Source organism: Gilliamella sp. X-60, assembly GCF_057063585.1.
This window is the reverse complement of record NZ_JBXSQJ010000014.1, coordinates 33,492-51,223: the sequence shown is the minus strand read 5'-3', so window position 1 is coordinate 51,223 and position 17,732 is coordinate 33,492. Positions and strand designations below refer to the sequence as shown.

At 36.4% G+C, this 17,732-nt stretch carries 17 protein-coding genes and 1 tRNA gene; 15 read left to right on the top strand and 3 right to left on the bottom strand.

What is annotated here, in order from left to right; genetic code table 11:
* The first annotated feature begins 72 nt into the window (after nucleotides 1-72).
* The 9 genes from ACYIAM_RS08500 (at nucleotide 73) to ACYIAM_RS08460 (ending at nucleotide 11,370) form a co-directional block, all read left to right on the top strand.
* Complete coding sequence (locus ACYIAM_RS08500) at nucleotides 73-2,577, top strand: class I adenylate cyclase (protein WP_483747955.1); 2,505 nt, start codon at nucleotides 73-75, stop codon at nucleotides 2,575-2,577.
* Nucleotides 2,578-2,797: 220 nt separating this feature from the next.
* On the top strand, nucleotides 2,798-3,370 hold the full coding sequence (rpoE, locus tag ACYIAM_RS08495; protein ID WP_483747954.1) for an RNA polymerase sigma factor RpoE: 573 nt from the start codon (nucleotides 2,798-2,800) through the stop codon (nucleotides 3,368-3,370).
* 50 nt (nucleotides 3,371-3,420) lie between these two features.
* Entirely contained in the window at nucleotides 3,421-3,981 is a 561-nt protein-coding gene (locus ACYIAM_RS08490) for an RseA family anti-sigma factor (protein ID WP_174797575.1), read from the top strand.
* Nucleotides 3,982-3,987: 6 nt separating this feature from the next.
* Nucleotides 3,988-4,971: a MucB/RseB C-terminal domain-containing protein gene (locus ACYIAM_RS08485; RefSeq protein WP_483747953.1), complete on the top strand. Its 984-nt coding sequence runs from the start codon at nucleotides 3,988-3,990 to the stop codon at nucleotides 4,969-4,971.
* Nucleotides 4,972-5,138: 167 nt separating this feature from the next.
* Nucleotides 5,139-6,935 carry a translation elongation factor 4 gene (gene lepA, locus ACYIAM_RS08480; RefSeq protein WP_085247418.1) on the top strand — a complete coding sequence of 599 codons (1,797 nt, stop codon included), beginning with the start codon at nucleotides 5,139-5,141 and terminating at the stop codon, nucleotides 6,933-6,935.
* 47 nt (nucleotides 6,936-6,982) lie between these two features.
* Nucleotides 6,983-7,984, top strand: coding sequence for a signal peptidase I (gene lepB / locus ACYIAM_RS08475; protein ID WP_483747952.1), 1,002 nt, complete (start codon nucleotides 6,983-6,985; stop codon nucleotides 7,982-7,984).
* An 8-nt stretch (nucleotides 7,985-7,992) separates the two neighbouring features.
* Nucleotides 7,993-8,670 (top strand): ribonuclease III, encoded by a 678-nt coding sequence (gene rnc, locus ACYIAM_RS08470; protein ID WP_446718901.1) that lies wholly within the window; start codon nucleotides 7,993-7,995, stop codon nucleotides 8,668-8,670.
* Complete coding sequence (gene era / locus ACYIAM_RS08465) at nucleotides 8,667-9,572, top strand: GTPase Era (protein ID WP_483747951.1); 906 nt, start codon at nucleotides 8,667-8,669, stop codon at nucleotides 9,570-9,572. The genes rnc and era overlap by 4 nt, the downstream gene beginning before the upstream one ends.
* Nucleotides 9,573-10,608: 1,036 nt before the next feature.
* The gene (locus tag ACYIAM_RS08460; protein WP_483747950.1) at nucleotides 10,609-11,370 is read left to right on the top strand and encodes a hypothetical protein; all 762 of its coding nucleotides are present in this window, start codon (nucleotides 10,609-10,611) and stop codon (nucleotides 11,368-11,370) included.
* Nucleotides 11,371-11,789: 419 nt separating this feature from the next.
* Here ACYIAM_RS08460 and ACYIAM_RS08455 read toward each other — a convergent pair.
* Nucleotides 11,790-11,877, bottom strand: a tRNA-Ser gene (locus ACYIAM_RS08455).
* 193 nt (nucleotides 11,878-12,070) lie between these two features.
* Between ACYIAM_RS08455 and ACYIAM_RS08450 the strand changes: the two genes are divergently transcribed.
* The 6 genes from ACYIAM_RS08450 to ACYIAM_RS08425 are packed head-to-tail and all read left to right on the top strand — an operon-like array spanning nucleotide 12,071 to nucleotide 15,585.
* On the top strand, nucleotides 12,071-12,388 hold the full coding sequence (locus ACYIAM_RS08450) for a TusE/DsrC/DsvC family sulfur relay protein (protein WP_174797581.1): 318 nt from the start codon (nucleotides 12,071-12,073) through the stop codon (nucleotides 12,386-12,388).
* A 21-nt stretch (nucleotides 12,389-12,409) separates the two neighbouring features.
* Nucleotides 12,410-12,706 carry a cell division protein FtsB gene (gene ftsB / locus ACYIAM_RS08445; RefSeq protein ID WP_174797582.1) on the top strand — a complete coding sequence of 99 codons (297 nt, stop codon included), beginning with the start codon at nucleotides 12,410-12,412 and terminating at the stop codon, nucleotides 12,704-12,706.
* Nucleotides 12,706-13,419 carry a 2-C-methyl-D-erythritol 4-phosphate cytidylyltransferase gene (ispD, locus tag ACYIAM_RS08440; protein ID WP_174797583.1) on the top strand — a complete coding sequence of 238 codons (714 nt, stop codon included), beginning with the start codon at nucleotides 12,706-12,708 and terminating at the stop codon, nucleotides 13,417-13,419. Before ftsB ends, ispD begins: the two co-directional genes overlap by 1 nt.
* Nucleotides 13,420-13,423: 4 nt before the next feature.
* Entirely contained in the window at nucleotides 13,424-13,909 is a 486-nt protein-coding gene (gene ispF, locus ACYIAM_RS08435; RefSeq protein ID WP_483747949.1) for a 2-C-methyl-D-erythritol 2,4-cyclodiphosphate synthase, read from the top strand.
* 21 nt (nucleotides 13,910-13,930) lie between these two features.
* Nucleotides 13,931-14,953 (top strand): tRNA pseudouridine(13) synthase TruD, encoded by a 1,023-nt coding sequence (truD, locus tag ACYIAM_RS08430; protein ID WP_342354078.1) that lies wholly within the window; start codon nucleotides 13,931-13,933, stop codon nucleotides 14,951-14,953.
* A 5-nt stretch (nucleotides 14,954-14,958) separates the two neighbouring features.
* On the top strand, nucleotides 14,959-15,585 hold the full coding sequence (locus ACYIAM_RS08425; protein ID WP_174797585.1) for a protein-L-isoaspartate(D-aspartate) O-methyltransferase: 627 nt from the start codon (nucleotides 14,959-14,961) through the stop codon (nucleotides 15,583-15,585).
* A 103-nt stretch (nucleotides 15,586-15,688) separates the two neighbouring features.
* On the opposite strand, the gene pnuC is transcribed toward ACYIAM_RS08425, so the two are convergent.
* Both pnuC and nadR read right to left on the bottom strand, forming a co-directional pair.
* Entirely contained in the window at nucleotides 15,689-16,378 is a 690-nt protein-coding gene (pnuC, locus tag ACYIAM_RS08420; RefSeq protein ID WP_174797586.1) for a nicotinamide riboside transporter PnuC, read from the bottom strand.
* A 6-nt stretch (nucleotides 16,379-16,384) separates the two neighbouring features.
* Entirely contained in the window at nucleotides 16,385-17,617 is a 1,233-nt protein-coding gene (gene nadR, locus ACYIAM_RS08415) for a multifunctional transcriptional regulator/nicotinamide-nucleotide adenylyltransferase/ribosylnicotinamide kinase NadR (RefSeq protein WP_483747948.1), read from the bottom strand.
* Nucleotides 17,618-17,732 lie beyond the last annotated feature (115 nt).

Genomic DNA, 17,732 nt, shown 5'->3' with positions numbered 1-17,732 from the left:
GTTTAAAATTTTGTTCTATTTACCTTACACTAATAACATGCTAGATTTACCAAAGGCGTTAGTTTAATACGCGTGTTTTACCTAATTGAAGCTATGCAATATTATATCAATAACATTAAAAAAGAACTTGAAGATCTTGCCAATTTAAAACGTGAGCGTGCACTTATTGGAATGCCTGATGAATTTCAACAGGTATTTTTGTTACTTCCTGCTCTTTTTCATTATCATACCCCTGAATTACCAGGATATATGGAAGGGAATATACCTTCAGGTATTGCTTGTTATCAATTATCTGCTGATGCGAATAAACTGCTTAAAAGCAAATTCAATTTTTTAGCAACTAAAAACGAAACTACAGCCATCGCCTCTCCAGCAATATCAGCTTTATATTCGATGGGCAGTACTTGTTCTATTGGGCAATCGGTTCAATCTGATCTTGATATTTGGATATGTATTGAGAACAGTTTAACCGATCAACAAAAAAAAGTCTTACAACAAAAATGTCGTTTAATCGAAAACTGGGCTGCCAATTTGCAAGTCAAATTAACGTTATTTGTGGTCGATGCTGATCGTTTTATTAATAAGCATCATGAGTGTCTAATGGGCGAAAATTGCGGATCTGCGCAGCATATTTTGTTGCTTGAAGAGTTTTACCGTTCAGCAAATTTATTAGCAGGTAAGTTTTTACTGTGGTTTGCGGTACCTTACAATTTCACCGTGAATAACGTCACTTATCCTACTTATGAAAAGTGTGTTAATGCCATGGTTGATCTTAAGTTAATCGAACGAGATCAATGGATTGATTTTGGTCCGCTAACCAGTTTATCGGCTGAAGAGTATTTTGGCGCAAGTTTATGGCAACTTTATAAAAGTATCGATTCACCCTTTAAAGCAGTTCTTAAAACCCTGTTATTAGAAGCGTATTCATGGATTTACCCACAAAATAAACCAGTTGCTTATCAAATGAGAGAACTTATTCAAAACGGTGAAATACATAAAGGCATGTATCTAGATTCGTATTACATGCTGTTAGACAGAATTAGTAAATATCTCATTGAAATTAATGATTTTCAGCGACTTGAGTTAATCCGTAACTGCTTTTATTTAAAAGTGAATGAAAAACTGTCCATTCCAATACAATCACCGTCATGGCGTCGCACTATTTTGAGTGATTTAGTGAAAGAGTGGGGATGGAATGAGCAACAAATTGCAAAATTAGACGCTTGTCAAACGTGGAAAATAGGGCAAGTACGAGAAATACACGAGATCTTATTGCATACCATGATGACAGGTTATCGAAATTTACTCAATTTTGGTCGTCGTAATAATTTAGATTCATTGATTAGTCCTCAAGATCTGGCGATCTTAACGCGTAAGCTCTATGCCGCTTTTGAAGTATTACCAGGCAAGATCACAACGTTAAAGCTTAATATATCTGATAATTTGCAAGAAGATGCATTAACATTTATTCATGTGTCTGAAGATCGCATTAATCGATCGGGGTGGTATGTTTATAATCAAAAACCCATAATGCAAACAATTATTGGTCATCAATATTTAGAATATAGCAAATACTTAGTAAAACTGGTAGGGTGGTGTTATTTTAATGGCTTAATTGCGAATTCTACCGTATTTTATTATCACGACGGCGAAAATCGTAATAACGCAAAAATTAATCAACTGATCGCAGATCTCAAAAATTACTTTCCTATTGACGTGCCAGCAGCAACTGAAGAACAGTTATATGGTCCATGCGAAATCCGTCACTTAGCCATTATTTTAAATATAGAAGACGATCCGACAGTTAACATTGAATTAGATGATGAAGTGGCCAATAGTGTTCTTAATTATGGCAAATACGAACGAAGTTTGGTAGGATCGATTGATCTTCTGTATCGCAATTCATGGAATGAAATTCGCGTACTCCATTTTAGTGGCAAACTATCGGTACTTGAAGCTATTAAGGCATTATTAAATCGCATGCACAAAGATGCAGACTTGCCCAATTCAATCGAAATTTTTTGTTATAGTGAACATTTAAGCGGTGAAATCAAACAGCAAATGAAAAAGCTTATGGATGAATGTATTGATCTACGTTTAACGACGACCGAAAACAACTCAACGCAAGTCAAACCATTAAGAATAGGGGGCTTTTCGTGGTATCTATTTTTTGAGCGATTAGGCGTTTCATGTCATCAATTTGAAAATGCGATCGATTTTTATGGAGCGGTGTCAAATAACAAAGTACAAGGCAGACCGCTGAACATTTTAGACGAAACCAATGAATTACCGACAGAAATTGATAGCATTGCCTATGCAGGGATCATTCAATTCTTTTTTGAAGATACTGAGTCAGGTTTTGATCTTTACATCCTGAATGAACATAACCAAGTCGAAATTTACCGTAACTGCAATGGATCAAAAGACAACATGGTTAAAGATATCAATGAATTTTATGCTTTATCAGACGATCGCTTTACATTTACGACTAGTAGCTCGGTGAATTTTAATCTACCTCAATTTTATCAAATTACTTATAATAGCTGCAACGAACGTGAAATCATTCCGCTCAATTAAAAGATCGAAAACGATCTTATTTGAAAATAATCATGTCAAAAAGTTTCAGGAAAGTATGTGTTTTAGTATAAAAAGAGTAAAAATTTACAATTAATAAGTAAAATAATTAAATTTTTATTAAAATAATGGGAACTTTTTTTTAATTTAAGAATCTAACTGTATGTCAGCGCAAATTTTGAGGGCGATTGACAGTTATTAACATAATAAGGAAAGGCCTTTAATGGGGGAGCAAATAACAGACCAAGTATTAGTTGATCGCGTCCTTAACGGAAATAAAAACGCATTTAATTTGCTTGTGGTTCGTTATCAAAATAAATTGGCTCATTTGGTTTCTCGTTATGTCTTAGCATCTGAAGTCCCCGATGTTGTGCAAGAGACTTTTATTAAGGCCTATCGGTCATTAAGTCTGTTTAAAGGTGAAAGTGTTTTTTACACATGGCTGTATCGAATTGCGGTAAATACGGCAAAAAATTACTTGACCTCTCAAGGACGAAGGCCTCCATTATCAGATATTGATGCTAGCGAAGCTGAAAGTTACGAAGGTGCGGATTCATTAAAGGATCTTGATAATCCCGAAAATTTAGCACTTTCAGATGAAGTAAAAAAAACCGTATTTGCAGCGATCGAAGCGCTACCTGATGATTTAAAAACCGCAATTACCTTGCGCGAAATCGACGGTTTAAGTTACGAAGAAATTGCTGAAATTATGGATGTACCCGTTGGAACAGTGCGATCACGTATTTTTAGAGCACGTGATGCGATAGATGAAAAAATTAAACCATTACTCAGTTGATGGCTACAAAATCATTGATAAAGAGTAGTCATAAATTTAAGGTATTTACTATGCAAATAGAACGCAAAGAACAACTTTCATTACTTATGGATGGCGAGTTTACAAACGATCATATTATCGATGAAATATCGCATGATGAAAGTTTGCAATCATACTGGCATCGTTATCATATTGTAAGAGACACAATGCGCGGTCAGTTGCATAGTAGTTCATTAACTATAGATATCACTAATCAAATCGCACAAGCGATCGCAACCGAGGATTTATACAATCAACTTGCTGATCAACCTGATATTAACACAACCACGCCACCAAAAGCTGAAAATCTAATTTGGATTCACGTTAAAGATTTTTTTGCCAAAGTAAGCCAAGTCGGACTTGCAGCGTGTGTAACGCTTGGCATTATTGCAAGTGTACAATACCATCAAGGTCAAACAGATAATACCAGTACAAGCCCTACACTAAATACCGTACCTGTTGGTGTGAATGTGGCTCCGGTGGGGGGGATTCATCAACAAAACGATCAGCAATTACTTGAAAAACGACAATATGACAAAATCAGATTGCTGGTGCAAGATTATGAATTGCAAAAAAGATTAAATGCTCGCTAATTCGAAATGAAATTACCCAATTATTTCGTTGAACATTTTATAAAACAGAGTAGAAATATTATATTCGCTCTGTTTTTTGCGTTTTTTTCAGTATCCATTTATGCTAACGATACTGAGGATGCCTTAGCGTTATTAAACAAAATGAATCATGCCGTACAAACACAAGATTATCGAATTTATTTCTTGTCGCAAGATAAAAATCAGTATGCAACCACATTCGAATATTACCATTTAGGTGCTACCACAAAGGAAAATATTAACGCCTATTTGCGCTATCTTGAAGGTTCTGATAAGGAGATCATTTTGCATAATGGTGCAACTAGTTACTTTCAACCTGACAGTCCTGCATTTTCTATTACTAGTTCGCGCATTGTTGAGGCTTTTCCTGATGTTATTTATAATAATTTTAACGAACTTAAAAAGATTTATGACTTTATTACATTGGGCAAAGCAAGAACCGCTAATCGCAGCGCGCAATTGGTCAAAATCATCGCTAAAGAACAGGATCGTTATAGCTACGTGATTTGGATTGATGATGACACCTATTTACCGATCAGGATCGACTTATTAGATCAAAATAGCGATATTATCAACCAGACAAAAGTGCTCAACCTTGACAAAAATTTTGACAAAAAAGGTCTGATGAACAACATCAATAGCCGAACGTACCCGATTTTATTATCGATTGAAAAACAAAATAATGCCCTCGACCAATGGCGACTAGCTTGGTTGCCTAAAGGATTTAAAGAAATAGCCGCCTATAATTTAAATTTTTACAGTTCTGACATTGCGACTAAACTATTTTCAGATGGTGTATTTTCGTTTACAGTTAACATCTCGTCTGAACAAGCTAAGCAATCTCACCAAATTATTCAACAAGGTGGGCAGACCATTTATTCAACTAACTTAGGTCACAAAAATATTATCGTCATTGGTAATTTACCACGTAACACGGTTGAACGTATTGCACAAAATATCATCCAGAAATAAGCGCAAACTTCTCGATATCGCTATGCTTAGTTGCGATAAATGTGTAAAATGTTCCTCTTTCTGACTATATAATTATTTGCAATGCTGGTAATAACCAAAAGGCATTTTAGGTAGTTAATTAGATAGTTAACCGTTAATAACCAAGATACTAATTATAATTTATTAATATGAATAAAAATATCCGCAATTTTTCAATCATTGCCCATATTGACCATGGTAAATCAACGCTTTCAGACCGCATAATTCAGATTTGTGGTGGACTGTCAGATCGCGAAATGGAAGCCCAAGTGCTCGACTCAATGGATCTCGAGCGTGAGCGAGGGATCACCATTAAAGCACAAAGCGTGACGCTTGATTATCATGCTAAAAATGGCGAAACCTATCAGCTCAATTTTATCGACACGCCAGGTCATGTTGATTTTTCGTACGAAGTCTCGCGTTCACTAGCTGCTTGTGAAGGGGCATTATTAGTTGTGGATGCAGGGCAAGGCGTTGAAGCGCAAACACTAGCAAATTGCTATACTGCGTTAGATATGGATCTTGAAGTTGTCCCTGTTCTTAACAAAATTGATTTACCCGCTGCCGAACCAGAGCGGGTAGCGGCCGAAATTGAAGACATTGTTGGCATTGATGCAAGCAATGCCGTTCGCTGTTCGGCTAAAACTGGTGTTGGTGTTATTGATGTGCTTGAACAATTAGTTAGCGACATCCCTCCACCAGAAGGTGACTCAACAGCGCCATTACAAGCCCTCATTATTGATTCATGGTTTGATAACTACTTAGGTGTTGTCTCATTAATTCGCATAAAAAATGGCGAATTAAACAAAGGCGATAAAATCAAAGTTATGAGCACAGGCATGACTTATAACGTTGATCGACTTGGCATTTTCACGCCTAAACAAGTTGACAAACAATGCCTACATTGCGGTGAAGTGGGCTGGGTTGTTTGTGCTATCAAAGATATATTAGGCGCCCCAGTCGGCGATACTTTAACCTTGGCAAAAGCACCTGCACAAACCCCATTACCGGGATTTAAAAAGGTCAAACCGCAAGTTTATGCTGGGTTATTTCCAACCAGTTCTGACGATTATGAAGCTTTTCGTGACGCCCTTGGCAAATTAAGTTTAAACGATGCTTCGTTGTTTTATGAACCTGAAAATTCTGGCGCTTTAGGTTTTGGATTCCGCTGTGGTTTTCTTGGCTTACTGCATATGGAGATCATCCAAGAACGTTTAGAGCGTGAATACAATCTTGATCTCATTACCACTGCACCAACGGTAGTTTATGAAGTGCTAACCACATCGAACGAAACAATTTATGTTGATAGCCCGGCAAAATTACCTGCAGTGAATAACATTCAGGAGTTACGTGAACCGATTGCCGAATGTAACATATTAGTTCCGCAAACTTATTTGGGTAACGTCATCACACTATGCGTTGAAAAACGCGGTGTACAAACCAACATGGTTTATCATGGTAATCAAGTTGCCTTAACGTACGAAATTCCAATGACTGAAGTTGTATTAGACTTTTTTGATAAACTAAAATCGACTTCGCGTGGGTATGCCTCATTAGATTATAGTTTTAAACGATTCCAAGCTGCTGACATGGTAAGATTGGATGTATTAATTAACGGTGAGCGAGTGGATGCATTAGCCTTAATCACCCATAAAGATAACGCACCCTATCGAGGGCGGGAACTAGTTGAAAAGATGAAAGATCTGATCCCTCGTCAACTATTTGATATCGCCATTCAAGCGGCTATCGGTAATCATGTCATAGCACGATCAACCGTAAAACAGCTACGTAAAAACGTATTGGCCAAATGTTATGGTGGTGACGTAAGTCGTAAAAAGAAACTTTTACAGAAGCAAAAAGAAGGTAAAAAACGCATGAAACAAGTGGGTAATGTTGAATTACCACAAGAAGCGTTTTTAGCGATTTTGCATGTAGGAAAAGATTAACTAATTAAAACAAATCCATAAAAAGATTTATATAAAGAGGAAAAAAAATGGCTGGAACATTTGCCATCATATTAACATTAGCAACTTTCATTACGGGTATCTTCTGGTTTTTAGAAAAGTTCAAATGGAAACCAGCAAGACAGCGCAAGGTTGAAGAAATTCGCACCCAAAGTAATGGCGAAGTAGATGGAAAAATACTTGCCGAAGTTGGTAAACCCAAAGGTTGGGTTGAAAACTTAGCGTCGTTTTTTCCCGTTTTGTTTGTGGTATTTGTTATTCGCTCATTTATATATGAACCGTTTCAAATTCCATCGGGGTCAATGATACAAACACTATTAATCGGTGACTTTATTGCGGTTGAAAAATTTTCGTATGGTATGCGTGATCCTATTACCAATACCGTTATCATTCCAACAGGACACCCCAAACGTGGTGATGTGGCGGTATTTAAACACCCAACTATTCCCCAAATGGATCTGATTAAGCGTGTTGTTGGTCTGCCCGGCGACAAAATTGTCTATCTGATAAAAGAAAAGCAAATTTTAATCTATCCAGCGTGCCAAACAACGGATAGCAATTGTATAGGGCAACAATCACAGCCACTTGATTTACATTACAGCGAACCCAAGCCAAGTAACTGGAAAGAAGTTCACGAACAGTTCAAATCAAACCCAAGTTTTTATACTTTAGACCAATATGCCGACAAAGGCATTGTTGATTCTAACTCTATTGTGACATTGAATATGAACATTCAACAAGAAACCCTAGGCGACACACAGCACGATATTTTAACAACTCAAGGTTCGCAAGAAGATCCAAGATATTATTATCATCAAGAAGGTCAACCTATAGCGACTTGGGTTGTACCACAAGGTCATTACTTTATGATGGGTGATAACCGCGATAACAGTGGCGACAGTCGATACTTTGGTTTTGTGCCCGAAGGTAATTTTGTTGGTAAAGCAACAGCGATTTGGATCAGTTTTGAAAAGCAGCCCAACGAATGGCCAACTGGAATCCGTTTTAGTCGTATTGGCGGCATACATTAATAACTATAATCATGAAAAAATTTAGTCAAATTCAACAATCAATCGGCTATCAGTTTCAAGATATTTCCCTACTTGAATTAGCACTTACTCATCGAAGTGCTAATAAACTGCATAACGAACGTTTAGAGTTTTTAGGGGATTCTATTTTAAGCGTTGTCATTGCCGACGAACTCTATCACCGTTTTGTCAAACAAGACGAAGGTGATTTAAGTCAAATGCGAGCAACGTTAGTTTGCGGGCAAACACTTGCCGAAATTGGTAAAGATTTCAAATTAGGCGATCACCTTATTTTAGGGCAAGGTGAGCTAAAAAGTGGCGGATATCGTCGCGAATCAATTATTTCTGATGCCGTTGAGGCCATTATTGGTGCCATTTACTTAGATAGCAACATCGATACTATTCGTCCGCTAATTTTATCGTGGTATCAAAGTCGCTTAAACCAAATCCAACCAGGCATTAAACAAAAAGATGCCAAAACAAGATTGCAAGAATATTTACAAGGAATTCATCGTCCACGCCCATGTTATTTAATTGTCGAAGTAACTGGTGATAACCACGAACAAGAATTCTTAATTCAATGTAAAATCGACAACGATAGCCACGAATATTTAGGTCGTGGTTTAAGTCGCCGAAAAGCAGAACAAGCAGCTGCACAAGAAGCTCTCAACCAATTAGGTATAAAATGACAGAAACAATACAACATTGTGGATTTGTCGCCATTGTTGGGCGACCAAATGTAGGTAAATCAACACTATTAAACCAATTACTTGGTCAAAAAGTCTCGATTACATCACGCAAGGCACAAACGACTCGTCATCGTATCGTCGGTATCGACACACAGAATAACGACCAAATTATCTATATCGACACACCTGGGCTCCATATTGAAGAAAAAAGAGCCATTAACCGCTTAATGAATCGTGCTGCAAGCAGTTCAATTGGCGATGTGGAGCTAGTGATTTTTGTGGTTGAAGGAACTCATTGGAATGACGATGATGAAATGGTCGCCAACAAACTAACAGACTGCAAAAGTCCAGTTTTGCTAGTCATTAATAAGATTGATAATGTCAGCGACAAAACACAATTATTACCGCATATTCAAGCGATAAGCCAAAAAGTTAACTTTCTAGATGTTGTGCCAATTAGCGCTGAAAAAGGAGAGGGTGTTGAGATTATCAAAGATATCGTCAAAAAACACTTACCTGAAGGCGAACACCATTTTCCTGAAGATTACATAACCGACCGCTCGCAACGCTTTATGGCATCGGAAATCATCCGCGAAAAACTTATGCGTTTTTTAGGCGATGAATTACCTTATTCCGTGACCGTTGAAATTGAACAATTTAAAGTTGACGAACGTAACGGAATGTATCGTATTAATGGATTAATCTTAGTTGAACGCGATGGACAAAAGAAAATGGTCATCGGCAATAAAGGCGAAAAAATCAAAAAAATAGGCATAGAAGCCCGCAAAGATATGCAGTCATTTTTTGACAATAAAGTGCATCTAGAGCTTTGGGTAAAAGTCAAAGCTGGTTGGGCGGATGATGAGCGAGCATTGCGGAGTTTAGGTTATAGTGATGATTAAAGATCTTATTTGATCTTTTGTGATTAATCAGGCATATTTATGCCTGATTTTTTAATTCTATTTTAAAATTTTGTGAAAATTAAATAAAATTAATATGTTGATTGGTTTTTCTGTTTTTCAAAGCTTTTAAATCTAGCCTATGTTTTGTCAGGAACAAAGCAAAAATGGTGCGTTAAAATTGCATCCAAATAGACTTTAAACAAAATATCAAATCCGTGAAAATATCTTATAAGCACTTGGTTTTACTAAAAAACTATTAAATAAAAACTTTAATAAAATAAACATTATAACTGAATGATTTTTGAAAGTTCTTCAGGTCTTTCTACAAAGCTATTTGGGACTTTATTATTGTTGCTATTTATTTCATCAAAAGGTCAAAATCTTTGAAAACCTTCTGCTGCAAAATTATTTCTATCAAAACAGAAAATTTTTCAATCCTTTAAACCTTTGCGCAAAGCTTAACAAAACAACCCTTAAAAAATCTTTAAAAAAATTCCTCCAAAAAACTAGCCAAGCTTTTTTTAAACGGTTATACTTTCACCAATTTAAAACAACAGCTTATTTAGTAAGCAAGAAAATACATAAAAGACAAATAAAACAATAATTTACTTGACAGGTGAACCATAATGCATTATCATTTTAAACACCAAACACCAAACACCAGCACTGGCAAACCTATGTCTTGAATTTCGTAAATAATCACATTAGACGAGTTTTTTCTCTCATCTCGTTGATATCCTCGAAGTTATCCTCTAAACAATTATCTAAATTATCTTCAAAAGTTCCGTTGGCATTGTTCTTGTTCTTGTTCTTGTTCTTGTTCTTGTTCTTGTTCTTGTTCTTGTTCTTGTTCTTGTTCTTGTTATTGTCGTCTTCATGGCATTCACAGGCATTGGTCGCCAAAAAAGGAAATCGTAGTGATGCAATAATATTATCGCCATCACCATTTATCAACTTCGTTAGGCCAAATCTGATTTGGTGCGAAGGTGAAAACGCTGGCCCCATTGATATATGGAATCCAAAGAAAGGATTTTTTGTGAAATCAATCAATCCCTCATCATATGCGCTTAATTTTCCGACCACGGGTGCTGATGGATTATATTTTGATTTAGATATAGAGGGCATTGATGCAAGTCAATTGACTTGGGAACCTGTTACGCATGAGGGCATAACTGCCACAGTAAGATGGGAACATATAACAAATGGGTGGGATATGTGGATGGATGGTCCAGAAGATGTGACACGAGTTACCCTAGCAGGTCCTAATCTGCATGATTCGTTGCTAGCAGAGAGTCCATCATACCTAGGTCTAGTTTATAAGCCAAATTTACCGCAGACATTCGAATTAGTGGGTAAAGATAGCGAGGGCAATGGGGTTGTAACATATGGATTTGTATTACAGCAATGGTATCTTGGCCGCGATGTAGACGACAGACCAGATAATATTCCAACCCACGCAGAGTGGTGTGATGGTTTAGGCTATCGACTTCCGAAAGTGAAAGATCTCACCAATGCAGTCTGTCGTAATAACGATCCAGACAACAGTGATTGTTATGGTGCCGTTGGTGCTACGCCGTCATCAGAAGGTAATTATTACCAGCGTCGAATTGGAGCTGGATTCTTCACAGAATGGGGAAAATTGTATTATTACTTCGGAACAACAAGATACAGTAACGATGGCTACCCAGCAAGCGATCCTACTGGTGACAATACGTACTTTGCCGTTGCCCCGTTTGACGGTCAAGTGATGCACACCCCTTTGAATATTGGTTATGAGGGGCTTTGCGTCACGCCTTAGCTTTTGTTTTTTATTCTTAATTTTTAGTCATGGTGCTAATCAAGAATAATCTATCAAAGATCAAAGCTCCTGCGTTATGCGGGGCGCCGAATAGGTTAGAGCCTGCTAGCCTGCACTTTAATGACAGAAAGTCACAAAATGCTCATGACTTTTAACAGCTCTGATTCAGGGTTACCTTCTATTCTTGATTAAAAAGCCGTTAAATCGGCACTAGTGCATCTTGATAATCTTTTTCGTTCTTAGTTGATTTAATTAGTAGCTTTAGCATACCATCAATACATAAGCAAAATTAACTAGTAAATAATTTAGATTAGCTAGCAAAGTACTATTAGCTGTTTGAATGATATATCATATTATATGGTATACTAAGAAATATTTATTTTCTATCTTGTGGAGTTTTAATTGATACATAAAGAAGATGGCGGAAGCGCAGAGATTCGAACTCTGGGAGGGTCGCCCCTCGCCGGTTTTCAAGACCGGTGCTTTCAACCGCTCAGCCACACTTCCGCAATGGCTGTGAATATTAAAGGAGACTTGCTGATTTGTAAATAGCTATTTTAAGATTTTTTATCGTTTGCTTTAAATTTCATCAAATTTTATGGGAATTAAGCAATCGATGAGGTATTTGCCTGCAAAATTAGTGTTGGATTTTGATTAATTGGGTATAATACAACATAAATTAAATAGCGTACTTTGAAAAATGTTAGAACAGATAGAAACCGATGATAAAGGTTATTTAAAAAATTGGCAGGATTGGAGTGTTGATTTGGTTCCTAAATTGGCAGCCAAAGAGTCCATTGAATTAACCGATGCACATTGGGAAGTGATTTTATTTGTTCGTGATTTTTACTTAGAATATAAAACCTCACCAGCTATACGCGCGTTAGTTAAAGCGATGGAAAAAAAGTTTGGTGCAGAAAAGGGTAATAGTCGTTATTTGTATAAGTTATTTCCCGAAGGCCCAGCTAAACAAGCGACTAAACTTGCTGGCTTACCAAAACCAGTTAAATGTATATAGATAAGGGATAAGACTAAATTCATGAGAAGATGGAAGCTCCCTTTATTGCTATTGGTTATACTAGGTTATCTACAGTATTCTTTATGGTATGGAAAAAATAACGTGTACGACTATCAAGGCAATGTAGAAATGTTAGTCAATTTGCGAGCTGATAACGAGAAGTTAAAGGCTCGTAACGAACAGATGTTTGCTGAAATTGATGATTTACAACGTGGCTATGAAGCAATAGAGGAGCGTGCGCGTAGCCATTTAGGGATGGTTAAATCTAATGAATATTTTTATCGAATTATAATTGATTCGGATACAAAAAAACGATAATGCATAACATAAATAATCTTCATGATATCATCGCTATTGTGCCGGCAGCAGGAATTGGTTGCCGTATGAATAGCCAAACCCCCAAACAATATCTAGAAATTGGTTCAAAGACGATTTTAGAACATACGCTGAATAAATTATTAACGCACCCTCAAATTGCGAAAGTTATTGTTGTAATCAGCCCGGAAGATAACTTATTTAATACCCTTTCGATCGCCTTACACGATAAGATTAAAGTTACTTTAGGTGGCAAAACTCGCGCTGATTCTGTGTTAGCCGGATTACAACTGTTAAATGATCAGCAGTGGGCTTTAGTTCATGATGCAGCAAGGCCTTGTGTTGATCATGATGATATTACGCGCCTAATTGAAATGGTAACAAATAAAAAACAAGGTGGCATATTAGCCACCCGTATTAGTGATACGATAAAACGAGCGTATCAAAATAATGACACTGTTATTGATTATACTGAAGATCGAACTTATTTATGGGGCGCAGCAACGCCTCAACTATTTAATGCCGGTGAATTAAAATCATGTTTGCAACAAGCTTTAAATCATCATGTTGCCATTACAGATGAAGCTTCAGCGATTGAATATTGTGGCGGGCATCCTTTATTGATTGAATGCCGCCGAGATAATATAAAAATAACGCGTCCTGAAGATTTAGCATTGGCTACTTTTTATTTGACTAAGCAGATTCCAAATAGGTGAAAATATGAGAATAGGTCATGGATTTGATGTTCATAAGTTTGGTGGTGAGGGGCCAATAACTCTTGCTGGCGTAAAAATTCCTTATCAATATGGCCTTGTTGCGCATTCTGATGGAGATGTCGTATTACATGCAATAACCGATGCCTTAATTGGTGCATTAGCATTAGGTGATATTGGTAAGCTATTTCCAGACACTGATCCTAAATATAAAGGCATAGATAGCCGTATATTATTGACAGAAGTATACAGCCTAGTTCAAGCTAAAGGTTATGAACTTGTGAATCTGGATACTACTATCATCGCACAAGAACCCAAAATGCGGCCTCATGTAGATCAAATGCGGGTTAATATCGCTGAAGATCTAAAAGTGCATTTTGATCAAATTAGTGTAAAAGCGACAACGACTGAGCAATTAGGGTTTACAGGACGTAAAGAGGGCATTGCGTGCCAAGCGGTTGTTTTATTAACCAAAAAGTCCACAGCAGATTAAATTTAAATATAGGCAATACAAGTGTTAGCAAAACTTAATTATTTATATGGAAAACCAACCACGACAGGGCAGTATAAACAGCAACATGAAGATTTTATGGTTACAGAAGATCTTGGTTTTGAGTTGACTGGCGATGGTGAACATGTTTTAGTTTTTTTGCAAAAACGTGATTGTAATACTATTTTTGTGGCTGAGCAGTTAGCTAAATATGTTGGTATTTCAGCCAAGCTTGTGAGTTATGCTGGATTAAAAGATCGTCAAGCGATAACTACGCAGTGGTTTAGCTTACATATGCCTGGTCAGCAAACGCCTGATTTTTCGGCATTTGATTTAGCCGGTTGCCAGATACTAAAAGTCACTCGGCATAATAAGAAATTAAAAATAGGTGCATTAAAGGGTAATTATTTTAAAATTAGATTAAGAAATTTAAATACCCAATCTGAAATCGAATCTAAATTAGTCTTAATCGAACAACATGGCGTGCCTAATTATTTTGGTGAGCAGCGTTTTGGTCGAGATGAAAATAATATTACCCAAGCCATAAAATGGGCTAGTGGCGAGATTTCGGTTAAAGATCGTAAAAAGCGTAGCTTTTATCTTTCTGCTGCACGTAGTGCGATTTTTAATGATATTGTCAGCCAACGAATAGCTCAAAATTTACATCAAATTGTGTTAGATGGCGATATATTACAACTAGCACAGCGTGGTAGCTGGTTTGTTGCACAAGAAGATGAACTCGATTTATTACAGCAACGACTTGAAAATGGTGAAATTAATATTACCGCACCAATGGTGGGAGATTCACCACTCGGAACACGCTTTAAAGCATTTGATTTTGAACAAAAATGTTTAGAAAGTTGGTCTGAATTTAATAATCTATTCAAAAAAGAACGTGTCGAAACAGCAAGACGGTCAATATTATTACGAGCAGATCAGCTTAATTGGCAATGGTTGGATGATAGCACTCTTGAGATCGATTTTTATTTGCCATCAGGTTGTTATGCAACAAGTGTGATACGTGAATTAATAATGGAAAATGAGTAGCCCAAATGCAAAATCTAAAAATGCAATCCCTAATTAAATTCTTGCGTCAGCAAGGAATAAAAGACGAGTATGTTTTAGATGCTATCGCTTCAATTCCACGGGAGCATTTTGTTGATGAAGCCCTTTCGCATCAAGCTTATGATGATCGTCCACTTCCAATAGGCAATGGTCAAACTATTTCTCAACCCTATATTGTAGCGAAGATGACGGAACTATTAAAATTAGAGCCTAATTCTAAAGTGCTTGAAATTGGGACTGGCTCTGGGTATCAAACCGCTGTTTTGGCAAAGTTAGTTGAGCATGTTTGTTCAGTGGAAAGAATTAAAAGCCTACAGTGGAATACGAAACGTCGTTTAAAGCAACTTGATATTCACAACATTTCAACGCGTCATGGTGATGGCTGGTTAGGTTGGCCTGAACGAGGACCCTTTGATGGCATCATCGTTACCGCAGCTGCATCCGAAGTGCCACAAAGCTTGTTAGAACAATTGGCAGATAAAGGACGATTAGTTATTCCTGTTGGTAAAAATACACAGGCTCTACAATTAATTGAGCGTGATGGCAATAACTTTGTAGCCAAAAATATGGGCAAGGTGATATTTGTACCTTTGGTTAAAGGCGATATAGAATAATTGCTGTTGATGTCAAATAAAAAATAGAAAATAAAATACTTATTTTCTATTTTTATACTGAAACATAGTGTTTTCTGAAACTTTTTGACAAAATCTGGTATATTTATTCTTCCTGTTCAGAACGTTTCCATTCACAAATCCCATAAATAGCATTAAACAGATAAATTAAGTACTGTGTTGCGATAATGATATTGTCGGTATAGATATTTAAACCAATCACCAATACGTTTAATATGACCCATAAATACCAGTTGAAATAGTATCTCAACATTAATAATAACTGAGCAACAACGCCTAATCCAAAAATGAAACAGTTAGCCATGAGTTGGTAGCTTGTATTGGTTGCACCTATTTCATTGGTTAAGTAAATATTGAAAAAAGCAGCAACAATCAAAAAGATGAGTGCATATAAAAATGCAGTTTCATTGAGTGAACGGACTTTAACATTTTTATGGTTATCAAGATTTTTTTGCCAAGTGAATAAACCGTAGATGTGTGAACAAAAATAGTAAACAGGCGGTAGTCCTGCACCAATATTGCCTCCAAGAACATTAGCACAACATTCTGCAACTACGGCAAACATACCTAATACATTGCCCATATTTTTACGTTTTGCTAATAAAATGACACAGAGTAGGCCACAAAAAGCGCCTATGTAAGAAGCCGTATAGCGTAAATTAAATTGAGTAAATGGATCGGTGTATAAGAATGCTAGCGTGACACATAATATACAAAAAAATGGATAAAATTTATTGCGTCCGATTGAAATGGTAAGATCGTTTAATTTATTCATAATTTATTACTCTTCATCGTTGATAAGTTGATTAACTAGTTCAATACAGCGTAAATAACGCACTTCGTAATCAGGAGAATCTATTTGTATATAGTTAATGTTGTTTTTTTCTAATAATGTTATCAATAACTGTTGAAAATCTTTGCGCTGTTTGGGACTGCCTAAATGGCGTAAACCATCGGCAACCCATGGTGTGTTATTACCTAACAAAATAACCAAATCAAAACGATAATTATTGATCATCGCCTGTAAAAAAGGATGTTCTTTACCCTCGTATTTTTTACAAAAAGCTTGAGTTGTGACAAAATCAGTATCAATAAACGAAACTTTATTGGCATGTTTTATCGCAAAATCAATATATTGAGCGTGTCCTAGTGCAATTTTGTCATAGTCGGCATATTGCAAGGCGCGCTCATCACCGCCTAAGTGTGAAAATACATAATCGCGTCCATATTCCCACGCACTAGTAGTATTAAATACGTTCGCTAGTTTATTTACTAACGTCGATTTACCGCTAGACTCACCACCTAAAATGGCGACAGTTCTGACAAAAAATGGTCTAACTTCAGTTGGAATGTACTGCCAGTTTTTCAGGGGTGCTTGGCGAATTTGAGTGCCACTGACTTGCATAAATTGTCGTTTTGGATCAATGAGCATTGTGTCTAAATCAAATAAATCTTTATACATCTTAACGTCTTGTGGTTCACTTGAGTAAACACAATCCGGTTTGATGCCTTTTTCTTGGAACAGTTTTTTAACTCGTTCACTCCACTCATGCCACCCATTAGGATAAGTAGGAATGCCGTCTTCTTCTAATAATTCAATATGGATATTTTTTTGATATTTAAAGGTTTGCAGTAGCCAGCGAATTCTATCATTGATTGTGGGTTGGCGAGACATCGCACTTTGTTCAAATAATGCCATATCACGAATGGTATCGGAACAAAGCACGACATACAGTTCATCAACTTGGCTAATTGCGCGCTGAATAAGATAGATATGTCCAGTATGTAAAGGATAAAATTTGCCAAAAATGATGCCTACTTTCTTATTTTTGGTGGATTCTTCGATTTGTAAATATTGGTGGAGCGATTGTAATTTTTGTGCGCTAGGGTTTTTAATTTTATCATTAATGAGCTGACTTAAGTAACCCTTAGTCATTTGGCAAGCATCGGCAACTGTCTGCAATGACATATTTTTCCGTTTTATTGCTTTTTTTAGATAACTGAAGCTATTCATAATAGTCTCCTTATTTTGGTGTTTTTTATTTTAAACAAAATATAAACTATTTTAATTTATTGTTCAATATGTTAAACATAAAATAATTTATTTTTATTTAGCTTTATTAAAATTT

What these genes read in the sequence shown, in the direction of transcription:
- rpoE (WP_483747954.1), top strand. Translation starts at nt 2,798, where the DNA reads ATGGGGGAGCAAATAACAGACCAAGTATTAGTTGATCGCGTCCTTAAC.
- ACYIAM_RS08490 (WP_174797575.1), top strand. Translation starts at nt 3,421, where the DNA reads ATGCAAATAGAACGCAAAGAACAACTTTCATTACTTATGGATGGCGAG.
- ACYIAM_RS08485 (WP_483747953.1), top strand. Translation starts at nt 3,988, where the DNA reads ATGAAATTACCCAATTATTTCGTTGAACATTTTATAAAACAGAGTAGA.
- lepA (WP_085247418.1), top strand. Translation starts at nt 5,139, where the DNA reads ATGAATAAAAATATCCGCAATTTTTCAATCATTGCCCATATTGACCAT.
- lepB (WP_483747952.1), top strand. Translation starts at nt 6,983, where the DNA reads ATGGCTGGAACATTTGCCATCATATTAACATTAGCAACTTTCATTACG.
- era (WP_483747951.1), top strand. Translation starts at nt 8,667, where the DNA reads ATGACAGAAACAATACAACATTGTGGATTTGTCGCCATTGTTGGGCGA.
- ACYIAM_RS08450 (WP_174797581.1), top strand. Translation starts at nt 12,071, where the DNA reads ATGTTAGAACAGATAGAAACCGATGATAAAGGTTATTTAAAAAATTGG.
- ftsB (WP_174797582.1), top strand. Translation starts at nt 12,410, where the DNA reads ATGAGAAGATGGAAGCTCCCTTTATTGCTATTGGTTATACTAGGTTAT.
- ispD (WP_174797583.1), top strand. Translation starts at nt 12,706, where the DNA reads ATGCATAACATAAATAATCTTCATGATATCATCGCTATTGTGCCGGCA.
- ispF (WP_483747949.1), top strand. Translation starts at nt 13,424, where the DNA reads ATGAGAATAGGTCATGGATTTGATGTTCATAAGTTTGGTGGTGAGGGG.
- ACYIAM_RS08425 (WP_174797585.1), top strand. Translation starts at nt 14,959, where the DNA reads ATGCAAAATCTAAAAATGCAATCCCTAATTAAATTCTTGCGTCAGCAA.
- pnuC (WP_174797586.1), bottom strand. Translation starts at nt 16,378, where the DNA reads ATGAATAAATTAAACGATCTTACCATTTCAATCGGACGCAATAAATTT.
- nadR (WP_483747948.1), bottom strand. Translation starts at nt 17,617, where the DNA reads ATGAATAGCTTCAGTTATCTAAAAAAAGCAATAAAACGGAAAAATATG.